15 protein-coding genes are annotated in these 13,449 nt (G+C 66.3%); 10 read left to right on the top strand and 5 right to left on the bottom strand.

The features are described from left to right. Positions 1-7: 7 nt before the first annotated feature. On the top strand, positions 8-1,357 hold the full coding sequence (locus ACQPYR_RS38070) for a dihydrolipoamide acetyltransferase family protein (protein WP_433624217.1): 1,350 nt from the start codon (positions 8-10) through the stop codon (positions 1,355-1,357). Here the strand turns inward: ACQPYR_RS38070 and ACQPYR_RS38065 are convergent, their stop codons facing one another. Further along, complete coding sequence (locus ACQPYR_RS38065) at positions 1,358-2,041, bottom strand: DUF899 domain-containing protein (protein ID WP_433624215.1); 684 nt, start codon at positions 2,039-2,041, stop codon at positions 1,358-1,360. Positions 2,042-2,243: 202 nt separating this feature from the next. Between ACQPYR_RS38065 and ACQPYR_RS38060 the strand changes: the two genes are divergently transcribed. Next, a complete protein-coding gene (locus ACQPYR_RS38060) occupies positions 2,244-2,606 on the top strand; it encodes a hypothetical protein (protein WP_040687025.1) in 363 nt (120 codons plus the stop codon). Positions 2,607-2,724: 118 nt separating this feature from the next. Further along, positions 2,725-3,399, top strand: a complete 675-nt coding sequence (locus ACQPYR_RS38055; protein WP_433635354.1) for an HNH endonuclease family protein — start codon at positions 2,725-2,727, stop codon at positions 3,397-3,399. 4 nt (positions 3,400-3,403) lie between these two features. Here the strand turns inward: ACQPYR_RS38055 and ACQPYR_RS38050 are convergent, their stop codons facing one another. Next, positions 3,404-4,222 carry a sulfurtransferase gene (locus ACQPYR_RS38050; RefSeq protein WP_433624213.1) on the bottom strand — a complete coding sequence of 273 codons (819 nt, stop codon included), beginning with the start codon at positions 4,220-4,222 and terminating at the stop codon, positions 3,404-3,406. 276 nt (positions 4,223-4,498) lie between these two features. On the opposite strand from ACQPYR_RS38050, the gene ACQPYR_RS38045 reads away from it, so the two are divergent. From ACQPYR_RS38045 to ACQPYR_RS38030, 4 genes are read left to right on the top strand one after another with little or no spacing between them, the layout of a single operon-like run. Beyond that, complete coding sequence (locus ACQPYR_RS38045) at positions 4,499-5,716, top strand: benzoate/H(+) symporter BenE family transporter (protein WP_433624211.1); 1,218 nt, start codon at positions 4,499-4,501, stop codon at positions 5,714-5,716. A gap of 34 nt (positions 5,717-5,750) precedes the next feature. Next, positions 5,751-6,158: a DUF3224 domain-containing protein gene (locus ACQPYR_RS38040; RefSeq protein ID WP_433624209.1), complete on the top strand. Its 408-nt coding sequence runs from the start codon at positions 5,751-5,753 to the stop codon at positions 6,156-6,158. A 44-nt stretch (positions 6,159-6,202) separates the two neighbouring features. After that, complete coding sequence (locus tag ACQPYR_RS38035) at positions 6,203-9,157, top strand: DEAD/DEAH box helicase (protein WP_433624207.1); 2,955 nt, start codon at positions 6,203-6,205, stop codon at positions 9,155-9,157. Next, on the top strand, positions 9,154-9,921 hold the full coding sequence (locus tag ACQPYR_RS38030; protein ID WP_433624205.1) for an SWIM zinc finger family protein: 768 nt from the start codon (positions 9,154-9,156) through the stop codon (positions 9,919-9,921). The genes ACQPYR_RS38035 and ACQPYR_RS38030 overlap by 4 nt, the downstream gene beginning before the upstream one ends. 30 nt (positions 9,922-9,951) lie before the next feature. Here the strand turns inward: ACQPYR_RS38030 and ACQPYR_RS38025 are convergent, their stop codons facing one another. Continuing rightward, positions 9,952-10,152 (bottom strand): hypothetical protein, encoded by a 201-nt coding sequence (locus ACQPYR_RS38025; protein ID WP_433624203.1) that lies wholly within the window; start codon positions 10,150-10,152, stop codon positions 9,952-9,954. 29 nt (positions 10,153-10,181) lie between these two features. On the opposite strand from ACQPYR_RS38025, the gene ACQPYR_RS38020 reads away from it, so the two are divergent. Beyond that, complete coding sequence (locus ACQPYR_RS38020; RefSeq protein WP_433624201.1) at positions 10,182-10,340, top strand: hypothetical protein; 159 nt, start codon at positions 10,182-10,184, stop codon at positions 10,338-10,340. Beyond that, on the top strand, positions 10,337-11,098 hold the full coding sequence (locus ACQPYR_RS38015; protein ID WP_433624199.1) for a helical backbone metal receptor: 762 nt from the start codon (positions 10,337-10,339) through the stop codon (positions 11,096-11,098). Before ACQPYR_RS38020 ends, ACQPYR_RS38015 begins: the two co-directional genes overlap by 4 nt. Before the next feature lie 64 nt (positions 11,099-11,162). Here ACQPYR_RS38015 and ACQPYR_RS38010 read toward each other — a convergent pair whose 3' ends face one another. Together ACQPYR_RS38010 and ACQPYR_RS38005 are read right to left on the bottom strand one after the other, a co-directional pair. Continuing rightward, complete coding sequence (locus ACQPYR_RS38010) at positions 11,163-12,236, bottom strand: amidohydrolase family protein (protein WP_433624197.1); 1,074 nt, start codon at positions 12,234-12,236, stop codon at positions 11,163-11,165. Positions 12,237-12,309: 73 nt separating this feature from the next. Then, a complete protein-coding gene (locus ACQPYR_RS38005; protein WP_433624195.1) occupies positions 12,310-12,939 on the bottom strand; it encodes a TetR/AcrR family transcriptional regulator in 630 nt (209 codons plus the stop codon). A 100-nt stretch (positions 12,940-13,039) separates the two neighbouring features. Here ACQPYR_RS38005 and ACQPYR_RS38000 point away from each other — a divergent pair, with 100 nt between their 5' ends. Further along, on the top strand, positions 13,040-13,441 hold the full coding sequence (locus ACQPYR_RS38000) for a Dabb family protein (protein WP_433624193.1): 402 nt from the start codon (positions 13,040-13,042) through the stop codon (positions 13,439-13,441). The last annotated feature ends 8 nt before the right edge of the window (positions 13,442-13,449 follow it).

Below are 13,449 nucleotides of genomic sequence, written 5' to 3'. Positions count from 1 at the left end.
TGCCCCAGTGGAAGATCGTGCCCCCGAGGCTGATCAGGGAAATATCCTGGAATTCCGGCTACCCGATCTCGGCGAGGGACTGGCCGACGCGGAGTTGGTGTCGTGGTCGGTGGGCGTCGGCGATACCGTGCAGCTGAATCAGACGATCGCCGACGTCGAGACGGCCAAGGCCGTGGTCTCGCTGCCGTCGCCGTTCTCGGGCACGGTGATCGAATTGCTCGCGCAGCCCGGTGAGACGGTTGCGGTCGGGGCGCCGCTGATCCGGGTGCGCAATGATCTGGCGGTCGCGCAGGAAGGGGCGAACGGGCGGACGTCGGTGCTGGTCGGATACGGGCCCGAAGACGAGACGGTGTCCCGGCGGCGCAGAAGGGTTGCGGAACCGACCGCGCCGCAGGAGAGTTCGGCCGCTGAGCCGGTCGAGTCGGGAACGGCCAGGATTGCGGCGACCCCCGGTGCGCGCAAACTCGCCAAGGAACTCGGCATCGACCTCTGGTACGTCGCGGGTTCGGGCCCCGAGGGTGCGGTCACGGTCGAGGACGTGCGCGGGGCGGTCCCGGTATCGCAGCCGCGCGCCGCGGCGACCCGCACCGACGGCCCCGCCACGCCGCCGACGCCATCGGTCACCGATCCGAATGCGGGCATCATCCGCCCCGCGACCCGTGAGGAACGCACGCCGATCCGCGGCATCCGTAAACGCACCGCGGCCGCCATGGTGGCGAGCGCACGCACCATCCCGCAGGCCAGCACGTTCGTCACCATCGACTTCACCGCATCGATGGAACTGCTCGACCACCTGCGCACCACCAAATCCTTCGAGGGCCTGACGCTGACACCACTGGCCCTGGTCGCCAAATCCGTCCTCGCCGCCCTCACGGAATATCCCGGCATCAACGCATGCTGGGACGAGGCGAATCAGCAGATCGTCACCAAGCACTATGTGAATCTCGGTATCGCGGTCGCCACCGAACGCGGCCTGCTGGTGCCCAATCTCAAGGAAGCCCAGGCATTGAGCCTGCGCGATCTGTGCCGCGAGATCGGCTGGCTCGCGGAGACGGCGCGTTCGGGCAGCGCCACCCCGACCGACCTGCGCGGCGGCACCTTCACCATCACCAATGTCGGCGTCTTCGGTGTCGACGCCGGTGTTCCGCTGGTCGATCCGGGTGAGGCCGCGATCCTGTGCCTCGGCTCGATTCGCAAGCGCCCGTGGGTATTCCGCGACGAACTCGCCATCCGCTGGGTCACCACCATCGGCATCAGTTTCGACCACCGGATGATCGACGGTGAGCTGGCAGCGCGCTTCCTCGCGACCGTCGCCGGATTGCTCGAGGATCCGCTCACGCTATTGGGTCGGATGTAGTCACGCCCCCGGTTCGCCGTAGTGCGCGGCGATGTCTTCGGAGCCGCTCCATCGGCTGTAGGTCGGTGACTGCGGCCACCCCTCGGGCGAGTCCTGCCACTGCTCCTGCCGCCCGTACGGCAGCACGTCGATCAGCGCGAAGCTGTGACTGAGTTGCTCGGTGCCACGGCCGTCGGTGTGCCAGGTGCGATAGACCGTGTCGCCGTCGCGCAGGAATACGTTGACCGCGAATCCGCCGCCGGGCGGTGCGCCGACGTCGGTGCCGAACGGACTGTTCGCCGTGGAATACCAGGCCATTTTGTTCCCGACCCGCCGCTTGTACGCGAGTGCCTCCTCGATCGGCCCCTGGGTGACGATGACGAACCGGGCATCGTAGTTGTCCAGGAACTCCAACCGGGTGAACTGCGAGGTGAACCCGGTACAACCACCGCACTGCCACTTCTCGCCCGGGAACCACATGTGGTTGTAGACGATCAGCTGTGACTTACCGTCGAAGATATCCGCCAGCCGGACCGATCCTTCCTCGCCCTCGAGGGTGTATTCGGGCATTTCGACCATCGGCAGGCGCCGCCGCTCGGCAGCGATCGCATCGAGTTCTCGGGTCGCTGCCTTCTCCCGGACACGCAGTTCATCGAGTTGGCGCTGCCAGGTGTCGGCCTCGACGACGGGCGGCAGAGCATTCATGAGAGTCCTCCCTGATCGTTTTGCGTTTGCAGATATAGACGCGGCCCGGTCGGCGAACTAATCGGTGGCCGGAAAAATCCCTGAACTCGCCGAGATGGACCAGTTACTACCCCTTGGCACCACTTTCGGAACATACTGGTATATCCGCTGGTCATCGCATGAGAACCGCAGTTGGGCGTCAACGGAAAGCGGAGGGCAAAGCATGACGATTCTGCTCCAGGTACTCGAGCAGAGCTTCACGCCGACCACGCCGTGGGAACGGCGCAAATTCACCTTTGTCAATGCCGACAAGATCGTCGGCATGCGACTGGACGGACAGTCCGGCGTGTGGCTGGACCTGTCCCGGCCCGGTGAATCACAGCGTCTGGCCCGAACCCTGGACCCGCGTGACGCCGTCACGTTCCTGCTCACCACCTTCGCGAAGATCGCCGAGTGCGAGGAGCGCGGTGGTTCGTGGCTGATAGGACACGACGGCGCGCACACCGAGTCCATTGTGGCCACCAGATTCCCACCCCGGTCCAGTGAAGTCGCCAATGACGATCTGCTGGCTCGCGCCTGGCTGTAGGTCCTGACCGGCTCCGAGGCGCTCCAGCCGGGTTCTACGAATGTCGGTCCATACGGGTACATCTGGCACCGTGCGTGCCGACATCCGACGATGGTTGCCTGCCTTGATCGTGGCGGCGATGTTCGCGCTGTCCGGATGCGCCCAGGTGAGCGGTAGACCGGTCGCGCCCGCATCTGGCAGCGGGGAGGGTGAACTCGGTCCGACCCGGGTTCAGCTCGACCAGCTGTTGGCATCGGTGCGAGTCGTTGCCGCACGGGGACATCCCGGCGGTTATGAGCGCGGCTGTAAGGAAGGGCAGCGGTGCGTGTTCGGACCGTCGTGGACCGATGACTACGCCGGTCCCGGCGGTCACGACGGCTGCGATACCCGCAACAACGTACTGAGCGCGCAGCTGATCGGGGTGAGCTTCCGGCCGGGCACCCACGACTGCGTGGTCACCGCGGGCACGCTCGACGATCCGTACACCGGCAAGCGGATCACCTTCAGCAAGGCCGAAGCGGGCGATATCCAGATCGACCACGTCTATCCGCTGGCCGCGGCCTGGGATATGGGTGCGGCGTCCTGGCCGCTCGAGCGGCGGGTGCGTTTCGCCAACGATATCGACGTGAATCTGCTGGCCACCGCAGCGAATGCCAACCAGGCCAAGGGGGACGGCACACCATCGGAATGGACGCCGCGCGCGAACCATTGTTTCTACGCGGGCAAATACCTGACGGTCGCGGTCCGGTACGACCTACCGGTGACCGCTGCGGACAATGCCGTACTGAACGACATTGCCCGCTCGTGTCCGTAGCGAGCTATGCCCCGGCGGCGACCGGGCGTTTCGGGTCGTTCGACCATTGCGACCACGAGCCCGGATACAGTGCCGCTTCGATACCTGCGGCGGCGAGTGCGGCGATCTGGTGGGCGGCGGTCACACCGGATCCGCAATAGACCGCGACCGGCCCGGACCCGAATGCGGCGAAGCGGTCTTGCAAGACTTCCACGCTGCGGAATCGCCCGTCGGCGTCGAGGTTCTCCGCGGTCGGTGCGCTGATCGCGCCCGGAATGTGGCCCGCCTGCGGATCGACCGGCTCCACCTCGCCGCGGTAGCGTTCGCCAGCGCGTGCGTCGAGCAGTACGCCGGACCATTTGGCGGCCGCATCGGCATTGATGACCGGCAGCTGCCCCGGATTCACCTCGACGTCACCGAGTTCGGGATCGTCCTCCTCGCCGGAGGCGATCGCACCGCCCGAACCGGTCCACGCCGGCAGACCGCCGTCGAGAATCCGCACGTCCGCGATCCCGGCCCAGCGCAGCAACCACCAGGCCCGCGCCGCGGCCATGCCGCCCGTCGCGTCGTAGACGACCACCGGATCGCCGGTCCGCAAACCCCAGCTGCGTGCGCATTTTTCGAGCTGCGCGGGATCGGGCAGCGGATGCCGCCCGCGCGCGGGGGACGGGGGTGCGGCCAGTTCGGTCTCCAGATCGACGAAGACCGCGCCCGGAATATGTCCGTCCAGATAATGCTGCGGGCCGTCCGGATCACCGAGCGCCCACCGCACATCGAGTAGACGAACCCGCTTGTCCGCCAATACTTCCCGAAGCTCGTCCGCCGAGATCAGTACCGCGCTCAACAAAGCTCTGTTCCGCCTCTCCGTTCCGCCTCCCCGAATATTCAGGCCATACTAGTAAGTGCCGCTATGCCTGCGTACAAGGTCCTGCGTCATGTGCCACATCAGTTTTGGGTGTACCCGACGAGTTACCCATGTACACGCCGAATCAGTTGGTACGTCCACTTTCGAATCGAGTGCGGTTTCGGCGATTCACCCCAGCTGGACGCCACGCAATTCAGTCCAGTTTCGGGGGACTGGCTGTGACAACTGGACTGATGACCGGGGAGGATTCCAGAAATGTCCAGGCTTTCCCCGGCGCTCGCCGACACCCCGACACCGGTCCAGCGTGAGGCGCGGCTCGCCCAGCCGGTCGGGGCCGGTGTCGTCACCGCGCTGGTCGGATTCACCAGCTCATTCGCGGTGGTGCTGAGCGGGTTGACCGCGGTCGGGGCCACCCCGGCGCAGGCGGCGTCGGGACTGCTCGTGCTCTGCCTCACGCTGGCCATCGGAATGATGCTGCTCAGCTATCGGTATCGATTGCCGATCACACTGGCTTGGTCGACGCCCGGTGCGGCACTGCTCGCCGGCACCGGCGCGGTCGCCGGTGGCTGGGCCGCGGCGGTCGGGGCGTTCGCGATAACTGGTGTGCTGATCGTGATCACCGGACTGTGGCAGCGGCTCGGCAACCTGGTCGCCGCGATTCCGGTGGAGATCGCGCAGGCCATGCTCGCCGGTGTGCTGCTGCCGCTGTGTCTCGCGCCGGTGCAGGCCGTGCGGGCCAGTCCGGCGGTGGTGGTGCCGGTGATCCTGGTGTGGCTGGTGCTGCAGCGATTCGCCAAGCGCTGGGCGGTGATCGCGGCCTTCGCGACCGCGGCGGTCGGGGCGGGGATCAGTATCGCGGTGCAGCACAAGCATCTCGATCTCGCGGCGATGCGCCCCTCGCTCGAACTGACAGTGCCGCATTGGAGTTGGCAGGCGATGATCGGTATCGCCATTCCGCTCTACATCGTCACCATGGCCTCGCAGAACATTCCGGGCACCGCCGTGATGAAGTCCTTCGAGTATCAAGTCCCTTGGCGCGCTTCGATGTCCGTCACCGGTATCGGCACGATGCTGGGTGCACCGGCCGGTGGGCACGCCATCAACCTGGCCGCGATCAGTGCCGCGCTCTCGGCCGCACCCGCCGCCCATCCGGATCCGCAGCGCCGCTGGATCGCGGCCTGCACCGCGGGTGCCTCCTATCTGATTCTCGCCCTCGGCTCGGCGGCGCTGGTCACCCTGATCGCGACCGCGCCCAAGGGCACGCTGGAAACCGTTGCGGGCCTTGCCCTGCTGGCCACTCTCGCGGCCGCCCTTGCCGGTGCCCTGAAATCCGAACAGCACCGCGAGGCGGGTGTGGTCACCTTCCTGATCGCCGCGTCCGGCGTCGGCTTCCTCGGCATCGGCGCGGCCTTCTGGGCACTGGTCGTCGGTCTTGTCGTGCGCAGGGTGCTCGCCCACCGCCAAGACTCGTGAAAAGTTGTCGGTACCTGCCGTTACGCTCCGCCGCATGAAAGCAATCGGCACGTTCTCCGTCGCCTCCTTCACCCCAACCGATGTCGTGCCGGATCCGGCCATCGCGACCGCGCTGCCGGTCGGCATCGCGCAGATCGAGAAGGAATTCGCGGGCGAGATCACCGGACGGTCGGCGACCCTGTTCACCGCCGCCTTCGACCAGGCGACGGGTGCGGGGACGTATGTCGCCATGGAATCGTTCGAGGGCGCGCTGCACGATCGCGCGGGCAGCTTCAACTTCGCGCATTCGGCGACCACCCTCGGCACCGACCGCACCGCCGAGTTCTTCACCATCGTGCCGACCAGCGGCACCGGTGAGCTGACCGGTATCACCGGCACCGGCGGTCTCACCGTCGACACCGACGGTGTGCACCGCATCTGGTTCGATTACGAACTCGACTGAGGATGGCCGCAGCCTCTGTCGGACCCGCCTGATTGGATGGGGTGATGCTGCACGGTCTGTGGTCGCCGGGATCGGGCTTGCTGCTCTGGCAGGAGGCCCCGGTCGCGCTACCCGAACCGTTGGGCGGGGTGCTGGCGGCGTCGAAGTTCCGGCATCGGGCGCAGGTCCTGGTCAGCGGGTCTCCGGGGAAGACCGAGCAGGTCAGGGCGCATGCGATGGTGCCTGCGGCGGCCGCGGTCGCGCTGCGACAACGGCTGCCGGTCGATTCGGTGTCGGGGGATCTGCGGTTTCTCGCGCATGTGGCACACGGTGTCGAACGGTGGGTGCGGGCGGGGCGGGTGGTGCCCGAGCTGCGCCGCGACGACGGGCAGTGGTGGGTGCGCTGGCGGTTGGTCGGCGGCGAGCGTCAGCGTGCTTGGCTGGCGGAGTTGGCGGTGGCTATGCCGCCCGCGCTGCGCGTCGCGGGGAAGCCGGGGATGCTGCTCGAGGATATGGTCACCGAACTCGCCGATCCGATCGTCCGGGAGTTGATGGATCCGCCGCCGTCGGCGCATCCGCTGGTGGCCGCACTCATCGATGACGTCGCCTTGGACGGCGGCAGCCATCTGCTGGCCGAGGTGCTGGAACGCTGGCGGGCGAGTCTGACCGGGGACGAGCCCGAGTTGGTGCTGCGCCTGCTGGAGCCCGAGGGCGATATCGCGCTCGGCGAGGCCGATACCGATGCCGATGACGTGGTGGCGCTGTGGCGGCTGCAGGTGTGTCTGCGCGCCGATGGTGAAGCGCCGAATCCGGTTCCGCTGCTGGGTGATCCGGTGCTGGTCCGCACCGCGATCGAGAAGCTGGGGGAGGCGACGCGGGCCTATCCGCGCCTGCGCGACCTGCCGAACGATCCGCAGTCGATGGACCTGCTGCTGCCGACCGAGGTGGTCGCGGACCTGGTCGAACACGGTGCACACGCGCTGCAGGCGGCGGGTGTGCGGCTGCTGCTGCCGCGCGCTTGGAATATCAGCGCCCCGACCATGCGGCTGCGCGTGGAGAGCGGCGTACCCGCTGCCGAGAGCACCGTCGGCATGCGCGGACTCGTCTCCTATCGCTGGGAACTCGCTCTCGGCGATACCGTGCTGACCAAAGCCGAGATGGAACGGCTGGTCCGCTCGAAATCGGATCTGGTGCAACTGCGCGGCGAATGGGTGCAGGCCGACCACAAGGTGCTGGCCGCTGCCGCCCGCTATGTCGCCGCCCATCTCGACGACACCGAAATCACCTTCGCCGATCTGGTCGGCGAACTCGTCACCGGCCATGTCGAGAAGGTCCCGATCACCGAGGTCAGCGCAACCGGTTGGGCCGCGGACCTTTTGGACCAGACCCGCGAGCCGGTACCGGTGATTGCGCCGGTCGGTTTGAAGGCGCAGTTGCGGCCGTATCAGGAGCGTGGGTTGGCCTGGCTCGCCACCATGAGTCGCTACGGGGTGGGCGCAATCCTGGCCGATGACATGGGGCTGGGTAAGACCGTGCAGGTCTTGGCGCTCTTGGTACATGAACGCGAGGTCGATCGCCAACTGACGCAACGGCACACCGGTACTGCGCGGTCCGAGGGCGCACAGGTCGTTTCGTTGCGCGATGTGAGGCAGCGGGGTGCAGTCCGGCGCCGGGACGACCGCGATGCGCGCGCTGGCGGGCAGGAGGCACCCGGTGGCGACGGTGCGCCAGGGCCGAGCCTGCTCGTATGCCCCATGTCGGTCGTCGGCAACTGGCAGCGCGAGGCGGAGCGATTCGCCCCCGATCTGCGAGTTTTGGTGCATCACGGTGTCGGCCGCAAGTCAGGTACGGATCTGGACGAAGCCGTTGCGGGTGCGGATCTGGTGATCACCACCTACTCGCTTCTGGCACGGGACGCGGTCGAATTGGCGCGGCAGCAGTGGGATCGCGTGGTGCTCGACGAGGCACAGCACATCAAGAACGCGGGAACCAGACAGGCGAAGGCGGCGCGGGCGCTGCCTGCCCGACATCGGTTGGCGCTCACCGGAACTCCGGTGGAGAACCGACTCGAAGAATTGCGCTCGATTCTGGACTTCACGATGCCGAAGGTGCTCGGTAGCGCACAGACTTTCCGTGCCCGGTTCGCCGTGCCGATCGAACGCGATCGGGACGAGAACGCCATCAGCCGGCTGCGCACCGTCACGCAGCCGTTCGTGCTGCGCCGGGTGAAGACCGATCCCGCCGTCATCAGCGATCTGCCGGAGAAACTGGAGATGACGGTGCGCGCCAACTTGACCGTGGAGCAGGCGGCGCTCTACCAGGCGGTTGTCGACGACATGATGGCCAAACTGAAGGATGCGAAGGGCATGGCCCGCAAGGGCGCGGTCCTCGGCGCGCTGACCAGGCTCAAGCAGGTCTGCAACCATCCCGCGCATTTCCTCGGCGACGGCTCCGGTGTGCTGCATCGCGGCAGTCACCGCTCCGGCAAACTCGCCCTGGTGGAGGACGTCCTCGATGCGGTGCTGGCAGATGGCGAGAAGGCATTGCTGTTCACCCAGTTCCGCGAATTTGGCGAGCTCATCGCGCCCTATCTGATCGAGCGCTTCGGCACGAAGATCCCGTTCCTGCACGGTGGCGTGCCGAAGAAGCACCGCGACACCATGGTGGAGCGCTTCCAGGAACCGGAAGGCCCACCGCTGATGCTGTTGTCGCTCAAGGCCGGTGGCACCGGTTTGAATCTCACGGCGGCCAACCATGTTGTGCACCTGGATCGTTGGTGGAATCCGGCAGTCGAGAACCAGGCGACCGATCGAGCCTTCCGGATCGGTCAGCAGCGCAATGTGCAGGTGCGCAAACTGGTCTGCGTCGACACCATCGAGGAGAAGATCGACGAAATGATCAGCGGCAAACGCCAACTCGCCGATCTGGCCATCGGTGCGGGCGAGAACTGGATCACCGAATTGAGCACGGACGAACTGCATCGGCTCTTCGCCCTCGGCGCGGAGGCGGTCGGCGATTGAGTCCCTTCGAGGATTACAGCAAGTACGGCAAACGCCGTCCGGTGCGCGGCGGGGTAGCAGCACGCAGTCGTCGTGGCGGATTCGGACGAACCTGGTGGGGCAAGGCGCTGATCGAGGCGGTCGAGCAAATGGCCGAACCCGGTCGACTCGCCCGCGGCCGCACCTACGCCCGAGCCGGACAGGTCGTGAGCTATCGGATCGAACCCGGTGCGGTCACCGCGGAAGTCCAAGGGAGTCAGCCGCGCCCGTTCACCTCGGTATTCGCCATCCGGCCACTGCGCGACGAGGAACTCGAACTGCTCATCGAGACCATCCGGACCACGCCGGGCGTACTGGCCGAAATCGCCTCTGGTGCGCTGCCGACGAGCCTAGGCGAGCATCTGCTCCCGACAACGGCCGCCGATCTCGATTTCTCCTGCACCTGCCCGGATCCCGGCTGGCCGTGCAAACATGTGGCCGCGGTCTGCTATCTGCTCGCCGAACGACTTGATGAGCGTCCTCGCGAAATCCTCACCTTGCGCGGCCTCGACCTGGACACCCTTATCGTCGGCATCGAACGCGATACGACCCCGACAGTTTCCGACGACCCCTACGGCGACCGTATCCGACTGCCCGACCTCCCGAAGCTCGAATTCCGGCCCGCCATCGATGATCTGGACCCGACCTTGCTGCGTCGTGCCCTGCGCATGATCGCCGAGGACGAACCGACGGCCGCGGCTGGGCTGCGCGACATCCGCGCGCTTTACGAAGCCCTGGATCGCTGAGTTCGGTTCAGTGCTGTTCGATCGGCCCGGCTACCAGCACGGCCGCAAAACACAATGTGGCAATGCCAGCAGTTGGTCGACCACCTCTTCGCCCGCGGAGTCGGGGCCGTTGAAGATGTGCACGACGAGCAGATGAACCGCTCCGATGAGGCCGATGAGCGTGGCACCGGCTATATGCACGGGTGCGGCCCAACGGGCCGATGTGCCGGTGTGTGTGGTCGGCGCGGTCATCGCGACCTCCCGTGAATTATGGTGCGCACATGCACACCACTCGGTACCTGCGCGAGATCGAGGCCGCCGACCTCGATCCGCGCGGTCGGCTCGACCTGCTCATCGATCTGGTGCTCGAGGACGACGAGCCCGCCGCCATCGAGGTGGCGGTGCGGTTGCGCGTCCTCTGCCGCCGGGTGCTGTCATGATCGACGATTTGGGCGCGACCGTGCGCATCGACCGACCGGTGCATCGGGTGGTGTCGCTGGTTCCGTCGCTGACCGAGGCCGTCGCGGTGAGTCGCCCCGAAGTCCTTGTCGCGGTGACGGATTGGTGCACGCACCCCGCGGATCTGGACGTCGAGCGGGTTCGCGGCACCAAGAATCCGAATGTGCGCCGAATCATCGAGCTGGCACCGGATCTGGTGCTGTGCAATCAGGAGGAGAATCGCCGCATCGATGTGGAGCGGCTGCGCGATGCGGGAATCCCGGTGTGGGTCACCAGAATCGAAACGCTGGAAGAGGGTTTCGCCTCGCTGCGCCGACTCTTCACCGAAGCGCTGCACGGTCCGATGCCGGACTGGCTTGTCGCGGCCGAAATATCCTGGGCCGCACCAGCTCCCGCGCCGACGCGCAGTACGGTCATTCCGATCTGGCGCAACCCCTGGATGGTCGTCGGCCACAACACCTTCACCGGCGACCTGGCGGCGCGCCTCGGCCTCCGGCTCGTGCACGTCGACCGCACCGAGCGCTATCCGCACGTCTCCGAGGACGAGCTGACCCGCGATGTAGAACTCGTCCTGCTCCCGGATGAGCCGTACGCATTCACCAGATCCGATGGTCCCGAGGCATTCCCCGGCTTGTCTGTCGCTTTGGTCGAAGGCCGCAGTCTCACCTGGTACGGCCCATCCCTGGCCAGCGCCCGCGACACCCTGACCCGCCAAATCGCCGAAGCCTTCGTCCCTTGATCGAGCGGTACCAGCCGGGTCCGATCTCTGGGCCGCGAACCTTGCTCCCGCGCTTCGCCCCGGTTCAGGATTCGATTCGGTAGGTCCGTTGGGCGTTGGTTCGGAAGATCTGCTCGAGCTCATCGCGTCCGGCGCTGTGCTCGGCGACTGCGGTGGCAATGAGCTCGGCGCTGTCGGCGATGCTCGTAATCGGTTTGTCCACCGGGAAATTGGAGCCCCACAGCAGGCGGTCCGCGCCGAAGACTTCGTAGGCATGTGCGACGAGCGGGCGAATTCGATCCAGCAGCACCGGAATCGGTGTCGACGTGCCACGTGGTGGTACCGGGTGGCCGAGGATCGGCATCATCAAGCCGCTGACTTTCGCGACCACATTGGGGTTTTCGGCGAGCGCGGTGAGATCGTCGCGCCAGCGGATGAATAGTTCCCGGCGCAGACTCGGATTCGTTCCGGTGTGTTTGCCGACCGGGCCGAAAATCCCTGCGGGCGTGGCGAGATGGTCGAGCACGATCGGGACTTCCGGATAACGTTCGGCAAGCGCCGTCACATCGGGTAGCGCATGCGAATACACCCAGGCCTCGAAGGACAACCCGCGCTCGGCAAGTGCCGCGAAACCGTTGAGGAATTCCTTGGTGGTGAGTGCGCTCTCGTGCTCGGTATAGGGCCGGACATCCGGATCGGGATGGTGTGCGACATGCGCGCGAATGCCGCGCACCAGCGGCGATCCGGCCACATGGGCATCGAGTAGCGCCGCGAAATCCGGTGCCGCCGGATCGGCATTCCCGATGATTGCGCCGAGTGCCGGATGGTCGCCGCCGAATGGCAGCCCGGCCACCCACTTCGTCTCGTCGGCCCCGGCCAGCGTGTCCTTTCCGGTCCATCCGACCTCGATATGCACGATCGACTCGACCTGGACACCGTCGGCATCCGCGCGGTAATTCGCGGGTAGATATGGATTCGCATAGGCGGTCGGATCCCCGACGAATTCCCGATCCCGGCGCGGTGCCACCCGCTTGGCCCAATCGATCGGAATGGGCAGCATCCGGAGCAACTTCGCCGTCTGGCTGAATTCGCGCGGCGTGCGGAACGGATCCCACTGATGAATATGGCTGTCGATAATCCGGATATTCGAGAGATCCATGTCCGCCGTCCCAACCACGCTGAAGGCCCTGACATCGCGATTGTCACACGCGCGCGGGCAGGCGTGTTCGGGTTCAGCGCGAACCGTATGCGGACAGGAATGTCCGCACCGCCGCATCGGCGATATCGGCCTGCTCGGCGTCGCTCACCTCGCGAGTGCCGAGCCGCGACCGGGCCTCCAGCGGCGCGGTGAGCAGGGCGAGCAGCTGTTCGGCGGCCTGCGCCGGATCGTTGGTCCGCAGCCGGCCCGCCAGAGCGAGTCGCGCAAGTCGATCGGCCAGCGCCTCGGCAATGTGTCGCGAGGTGCGCTCCAGCACGGTGTCGGCCAGATCCGGAAAGGCGGCGAGCTGCGCATAGGTCAGCGCGCGCAGCGAACGGGCGCGCTCGCCCGAGCATTCCGCGAGCAGCGCGCGCGCCGTCGTGGTGAGGGCGACGGGCAGATCATCGCCCGGCTCGCGCAGGCGATCGACGATCGCGAGGGTTTCGGCGGCCACCGTATCGGCGGCGGCCAGCACGGCGTGCCGGAACAGGGTCTGCTTGTCATTGAGGTGGTTGTAGACCGTCGGTTTCGCGACGCCCGCCTCGTCCGCGATCTCCTGCACACAGGCCTTGTCGTAGCCGCGCCGCGCGAAGACGGTGAATGCGACGTCCAGGATCGCCTGCCGCTTATCGATGCGCCCGCGCGCCGCCGTCGTACCCGTCACCCCTGCATATTAGCGCCCGGTTGAACTTGTGGGTTCACTCTTGTGCATCTACCAGTCAGTTATCTAGATTGAACTCGTTGGTTCAAACTAGGAGGAATCCATGATCGTTCATCTGTTGCGCTTCGGCTTCCGCGAAGAGACCACCGAGGCGCAGAAGGCCGAGGTACTCGCGCTGATGAAGCGCACCGCCTCAGTCGAATCGGTGTCGTTCGCGACCGTCGGCCAGAATCTGGGCGACGTGAGCGAAGGGCTGACCCATGCCTATTGCGTGGGCATCGAGGATCTCGATGCGATGCAGCGCTACCTGCACGATCCGGTCCACCTGGCCGGTGATCCGCAGATCGTCCCGCACTTCCAGAAGATCGCCATCGGTCCCGATGTATCGGATGAGCCGGATCCCGAACTTCGCGACAAGATCATGGCCCTGCACAACGCCAAGTTGGCGAAGTATCCGGAGTGGGCGCGTCAGATGGATTCGATTCCGGAGGTGCGAATCTTCTGACGGACCAA

It is taken from the genome of Nocardia sp. CA-120079, assembly GCF_050955745.1.
Taxonomy (GTDB): Bacteria; Actinomycetota; Actinomycetes; order Mycobacteriales; family Mycobacteriaceae; genus Nocardia.
The sequence above is the reverse complement of the archived record's forward strand: the minus strand, read 5'-3'. Positions and strand labels throughout refer to the sequence as shown.